Consider the following 6220-nt stretch of genomic DNA (forward strand, 5'->3'; position numbering starts at 1 on the left):
ATTTATATAACGACCCAGATCCAGTTAAAAATCAGCTAGTTTGGACGGCATCTTTATTTTTACTTGGTGTAGTTTTAGTGATTAACTTACCCGCTCGATTACTGACGAGTAAAAGAAGATAATTTGTCCAGTAGTTAGCATTGACCTATTTATTAATTTTTATATAAACAATCATGCGTGAAATTCATCACTCTAGTCAAGAACTAGAGACTGCTATTCAAATTAACAATCTCAGTTTTTTTTATGGCTCCGTTAGAGCGCTAGAAAGTGTCAACATGAGCATTTTTCAAAATCATGTGACTGCGATTATCGGACCTTCAGGTTGTGGTAAATCTACTTTTATCAAAGCACTCAATCGAATTGGCGAACTCGAAGGTAAAGTCAAAACTGAGGGAGAAGTTAACTTGTACGGGCAAGATATTTATCACCCTCAAGTGAACCTCAATCAACTCAGAAGACAGGTGGGGATGGTCTTTCAAAAACCAAATCCGTTCCCAATGAGTATTTACAAGAACGTTTCTTATGGGGTCGAGATTGGTGGTGAAAAAGTTCAAAGAGCAGAACTCGACAACATTGTTGAATCTGCTTTGCAAGATGCCGCGCTGTGGAATGAAGTTAAAGATAAACTGCACAAATCGGCATTAGGCTTATCTGGCGGACAACAGCAAAGATTGTGTATCGCGCGTGCGCTAGCTGTCAAACCCAAGGTGTTATTAATGGACGAACCTTGTTCGGCACTAGATCCGATCGCCACGATGAAAATTGAAGATCTGATGCACAGTTTGCGTAACGATCTGACGATCGCAATCGTCACTCATAACATGCAGCAAGCCGCACGGATTTCTGATTATACCGCCTTCTTTAGCACCGATGAAAGTCGGATCGGGCGGATGGTCGAATTTGGTGAAACCAAGCAAATTTTCTCATTCCCAGTCGATAGCCGGACTAATGATTACGTTTCCGGGCGCTTTGGTTAACTTAGACGTATGTAGTATGCGCGATCGAGGGTTAAGATAAGAGAAAGTCTTAGCTGTTTGAGGCTCGGTTGGAGTTGCGTATGTTATTAGGTCAGTGGTTGGGGTTTGTGGCGATCCTGGTGTCGTTATACGTGCTATGGCAGATTCGTCAAGTACTATTGATAGTTTTTGCAGCGATAGTTTTGGCAACAGCCCTCAATAAGCTCGCTCGCAAAATTCAGCACCAGTTTAAGCTATCTCGAACGGTAGGAGTGCTCGCAGCACTTGCGATCTTCAGTGGGGTCTTAATCGGCTTTTTCATCACGATCGTCCCCCCATTTATCACCCAATTTCAAGAATTGACGGCGACTAAGTTTCCTGCAATTCTCAACTCAGCACCACAATGGCGGACGAATATCCAGTCATATATTCCCGCACCAATCTTTCCGTATTTACCAACTGTAGAAGATCTCACCCAACAGCTTCAACCTGTGATGAAATCTTTTGCAGGTGGATTGCCGACGATCTTTTCTAGTTCCCTCGGCGCGATCCTCAATTTCTTATTTATGATAATTCTGACGATTATGCTATTGGCTCAACCCAATGCTTATCGTCACGCATTCATCTGTTTGTTTCCAAGTTTTTATCGACGGCGGATCGATGGGATTTTAGCTGAATGCGAAGTGTCTTTGGGCAAGTGGGTTGGCGGGGCAATTTTGAGTATGATTGTGGTCGCCGTACTCAGTTTAATTGGTTTATTAATCTTAGGAATTCCCCTGGCTTTAGCTCAAGCAATTCTGGCTGGGTTGCTCAATTTTATTCCCAATGTCGGGCCGACGATCGGCGTGATTATCCCCATGGCGATCGCCTTACTAGACGAACCGTGGAAGGCAGTAGCAATCTTTATTATTTACTTTTCGATCCAACAGTTTGAAAGTAGCTTACTTACGCCCTATATCATGGCACAGCAGGTGTCTTTATTACCTGCGATTACCCTAATCGCTCAAGTATTTTTTACAACTTTCTTCGGTTTTCTGGGATTATTACTGGCATTACCATTAACTGTAGTTGCCAAGGTTTGGATTAATACCGTGTTAATTGAAGACGTCCTCGATCGCTGGAAACAGCCGCGCCGCAAGATCGATCGTGCTACCGATCTTGCGGAACCGATCGATACTGAGACAGAACTAGTGCTGAAGTCAGCAGAGCGAGAATAACCGTGTATACACATCTCTGGTGAGAAGCGAAATCCCCATGAATCCCCCCAAATCCCCCTTAAAAAGGGGAACTTTAAGAGCAAGCGCATTTTTGGGGGTTGGGGAATTTAGATCTCAAAACGCAGCCCAATCAATAAAGCCCCCTTTCCAAGGGGGTTGGGGGATTTAGATCTCCGATTCACATCAATCACCAACTAACCGATCGGATCGATAATGCCACCACCGAGGACGATATCGCCATCGTACCAGACCGCCGCTTGACCGGGGGTAATGCCAAACTGGGGTTCATCAAACACCAATTTCACCTTGTCTCCTACGAGGGGAATTACGCTCACAGGGACAGCCTCAGAACGATATCTCACCTGTACCTCCGCCCGAATCGGTGCGGTGGGTTGAGGGATCGACACCCAATTGACGCGATCGACTGTACATTCGCTACCGTGAGTTTCCGCACGGGAGCCGACGACGACACGATTTTTGAGCGCATCTAGGGCGACGACATACAGCGGTTCGGGAGCGGCGATGCCAATGCCGCGACGTTGCCCGATCGTGTAATGATGGATACCGAGATGTTGACCTAATACGGCTCCTTGAGTATCGACGATTTCACCCGGACGTTCGGTGATATATTTGTCTAGAAACGTCTTCATCGAGCCGTGTTTTTCCACTAGGCACAGATCTTGACTTTCGGGTTTATCGGCGGTGGAGAGATTTAATTGCGCCGCAATTGCGCGGGTTTGGGTTTTGAGGGTATCTCCGAGCGGAAACACAGTCGCCGCGAGGATATGTTGCTCTAGATCGTAGAGAAAATAAGTTTGATCTTTGGATCTGTCGATCGCGCGTCGTAATTGATGCCGTTGTAATTGCTCGTCATAGGTAATCCGCGCATAGTGCCCAGTGGCAATATAATCGGCTCCCAATTCAGCTTTGGCATAAGCCACCATCGGCCCAAATTTGACCGCCTTGTTGCACTGGGAACAGGGCAATGGCGTGATGCCAGCTTCATAGCCAGCGACGAGATAATCGATAATATACTGCTCGAAAGTATCGCGACTATCGACAATTTGATGGGTAATCCCCAACTGTTCGCAAATTTTGGCGGCATCGACCATCCCTTCCGAGCAACACTGACCCTTACCGCGCATCAACCACAGAGTCAGACCGATAACATCATCACCTCGATCGCACAAAATCGCAGCGGCAACCGAGCTGTCTACTCCGCCGGAGAGTCCCACGACGATTTTTTTCATAGCTGGCAACATCAGATTCTTATACAATATGCCCACTCCTAACTTAACACTTCTCGATCGCCTTTTGGGATGTCGATTTATTGCGAGAAAGTGACAAGCTGCTTTTTTGGCTAAAACCAGTCTGACAAACATCTCCAGCGATCGCTGAGCAGGAGTCAAATCGCTGGCAGGACGATACTCGATCGAGCGTTGCGACTTTTGGGTAAGGGTGTGGGAATAATGGATCGAGCTAGTCTCGATCGCCGCGACTCGCTAGGGAACATCACTTTGACAGGTAACGTCGTCAAAGCCAGACTAGATCTAACCTATGACGAGTAAATTGTTGTCAAAAAGTCTGAATCTAGAGTCAACTCAATTAGTAATCTGGCACAAATCGGTCGAGTTGGTGCGACACTCGCTCGGGCAAACGAGCGAGTGTCGATCTAGTCATAGGAGCGTGCAAATGTACGATAAAACACTGAGGAAAATAATCGCCTCCAAGCCTTAAACTAGACTATTAGACTATCGCGATCGATCGCCACTAAATATATAAACTTATTTATGAATAATGCTAGTTTGCGGACTTATCTCTACAAAGGTCTAATCGTTGGTCTAGTGCCAGTGTTGGCAATCGTCAATCTCCCGTTGTCAGGGATTGCCGCCCCAGCCAAAGCCAAAAAAGCACCAGCGAAAGTCAGCGTCGCCCAGACTAAACCAGGTAAAGCCAAAACTCCAGCCAAGCCCAAAGCCAGAGCTGTCTCCCAGAATACTAGCTTTGCTGACTCTTATACCCTCGGCCCTGGCGACAGACTGCGGGTAGACATCTTTAACGTACCGGAGTATAGTGGCGAGTTTTATGTCCTCGGCGATGGTGCGATCAACCTGCCAGTAGTGGGGGCGATTCCGATCCAAGGCTTGACCGTGCAAAGAGCTTCGAGCCTGCTGACATCTTATTTCTCGCGCTATGTCAAACGACCGATCGTGACTATTAGCGTCCTGGCACCGCGTCCAGTCCAATTTGCGATCGCAGGTGAAGTCACGCGCTCGGGTTCCTATACCGTCCCTTTTACTGGTGACAACCGCAAATTCCCCACCATCAGCCAAGCGATTCAATTAGCTGGCGGTACGACTCAGACTGCGAATTTGCGCCAAGTCCAAGTCCGTCGCGCTGCGACTGGTAGAGTGATCAGTGTCAATATCTTTGATGTATTACAACGCGGCAATACCGCCCAAGACATTTCCTTGCGCGATGGCGATACAATTTACATCGCTCGGGCAGAAGGTGTCAATACTGCCGATCGATTGCGGTTAGCTGGTTCCAACCTTGCCAACCAAGATGCGACTGTAAAAGTAGCAATTTTGGGAGAAGTTGGTAAACCGGGAACTTATACTCTCAAAGGCGATACTGCTGGTACCGCCGGACGCGTCACCCCGCCAACCCTCACTGAAGCGATCAAAATTGCTGGGGGTAGTACTGCTTCAGCAGATCTAACCCGGATCAGAGTGCGGCGCAATACCCGGACGGGTAGCGGTCAGGTATTACCGATTAACTTACTCAATTTGCTCAGAGCTGGCGATTTCGGTCAAGATATCATTCTCCAAGATGGCGACACGATCCTGCTGCCAACTGCTACTGACGTTAACAGTGCCAATAGTGCGCTAGTGGCGGCTTCCAACCTCGGTCCCCAAGCCATCACGCCCCCCCGAGTAGTAGTTGTCGGTGAAGTAAATCGTCCGGGTACCTATACAGTAACTGGCTCGGCGAATACCACTAATAACAATACCCAATTAGCCGGAACTGTCGCTCTCCCGACTGTTACCAACGCGATTCAAACCGCTGCTGGTATCAAACCTACCGCCGATATCCGCCAGATTCAATTGATTCGGACAACGCGAGCGGGCGAACAAAAAATCTCCCTCAATCTGTTTAAACTGATTCAGCAAGGGGATACCAGTCAAGATATCATCCTCCAAGAAGGCGATCGGATCTTTATCCCCGCCGCTCAGAATCCAAACTCACAAGATGTGGATCTCGTGGCATCTTCCACGCTCTCGCCGACATCAATCAGAGTCAACGTCATCGGTGAAGCTGGTGCTGGTGCTGGTGGTACTCGTGAAGTACCTGCCAATACCACGCTCAATCAAGCGATCCTCCTCGCTGGCGGCTTTAACAACGTCCGTGCCAATAAGAATGAAGTGGACTTCATCCGCCTCAATCCCAATGGTACTGTCACAAAACGACTGATCAAACTCAACTTTGCCAAAGGCATCGATTCAGAAACGAACCCACGTCTGCAAAACAACGATACGATCGTCATCGGGCGCAATAACCTCACCCGAATTGGCGACGGTTTCAGCACGATCCTGAGTCCCTTTAATGGTCTACTCAACCTGATCAGATTCTAGACTCTCAGAGTCCGATAACCGATCGGCCATATAGCTCAAACTCAGGGTAACAGCACACATTTGCGCTGTTACCCTTTACCAATTTCTAGCAACTATGAGTTCGACAGCTCAAAACTGCTTAGATCGATCGAGAATTATTAAAATCAGCAATATTTTTACCTCTTACCATTTACCTTTTACCTCTTACCTCTTCCCCCACCTAGCCACTAATCATAGCGATCGAGGATAATAGAGATCTGAGTATCGATCTGTCTAAATTGTCATGAACAGCACCAATTTGCGAGATCTGTACCAACAGGTCATCCTCGAACACTACAAAAAGCCCAAGCACAAAGGTAAAACCGATCCGATCGATCGGTATCAGAAAGGGCACAATCCCTCTTGTGGCGATACGATCGAATTGACGCTCCAG

At 47.5% G+C, this 6220-nt stretch carries 6 protein-coding genes; 4 read left to right on the forward strand and 2 right to left on the reverse strand.

Annotated features, from left to right (window positions below):
• Window positions 1–173 precede the first annotated feature (173 nt).
• Window positions 174–977, forward strand: coding sequence for a phosphate ABC transporter ATP-binding protein PstB (pstB, locus tag RMO35_RS04370; protein WP_309738813.1), 804 nt, complete (start codon window positions 174–176; stop codon window positions 975–977).
• Window positions 978–1057: 80 nt separating this feature from the next.
• On the forward strand, window positions 1058–2173 hold the full coding sequence (locus tag RMO35_RS04375; protein WP_309738815.1) for an AI-2E family transporter: 1116 nt from the start codon (window positions 1058–1060) through the stop codon (window positions 2171–2173).
• 194 nt (window positions 2174–2367) lie between these two features.
• Here RMO35_RS04375 and mnmA read toward each other — a convergent pair whose 3' ends face one another.
• Complete coding sequence (gene mnmA / locus RMO35_RS04380; protein WP_309738819.1) at window positions 2368–3423, reverse strand: tRNA 2-thiouridine(34) synthase MnmA; 1056 nt, start codon at window positions 3421–3423, stop codon at window positions 2368–2370.
• 155 nt (window positions 3424–3578) lie between these two features.
• Window positions 3579–3710 (reverse strand): hypothetical protein, encoded by a 132-nt coding sequence (locus RMO35_RS04385; protein WP_309738816.1) that lies wholly within the window; start codon window positions 3708–3710, stop codon window positions 3579–3581.
• 253 nt (window positions 3711–3963) lie between these two features.
• Here RMO35_RS04385 and RMO35_RS04390 point away from each other — a divergent pair, with 253 nt between their 5' ends.
• A complete protein-coding gene (locus tag RMO35_RS04390) occupies window positions 3964–5808 on the forward strand; it encodes an SLBB domain-containing protein (protein ID WP_309738817.1) in 1845 nt (614 codons plus the stop codon).
• 262 nt (window positions 5809–6070) lie between these two features.
• Window positions 6071–6220, forward strand: a 150-nt coding sequence (locus RMO35_RS04395; protein WP_309738821.1) for an iron-sulfur cluster assembly scaffold protein, incomplete at its 3' end; no start/stop codon positions are given.

It is taken from the genome of Chamaesiphon sp. OTE_20_metabat_361, assembly GCF_031364565.1.

What these genes read in the sequence shown, in the direction of transcription:
- pstB (WP_309738813.1), top strand. Translation starts at nt 174, where the DNA reads ATGCGTGAAATTCATCACTCTAGTCAAGAACTAGAGACTGCTATTCAA.
- RMO35_RS04375 (WP_309738815.1), top strand. Translation starts at nt 1,058, where the DNA reads ATGTTATTAGGTCAGTGGTTGGGGTTTGTGGCGATCCTGGTGTCGTTA.
- mnmA (WP_309738819.1), bottom strand. Translation starts at nt 3,423, where the DNA reads ATGAAAAAAATCGTCGTGGGACTCTCCGGCGGAGTAGACAGCTCGGTT.
- RMO35_RS04390 (WP_309738817.1), top strand. Translation starts at nt 3,964, where the DNA reads ATGAATAATGCTAGTTTGCGGACTTATCTCTACAAAGGTCTAATCGTT.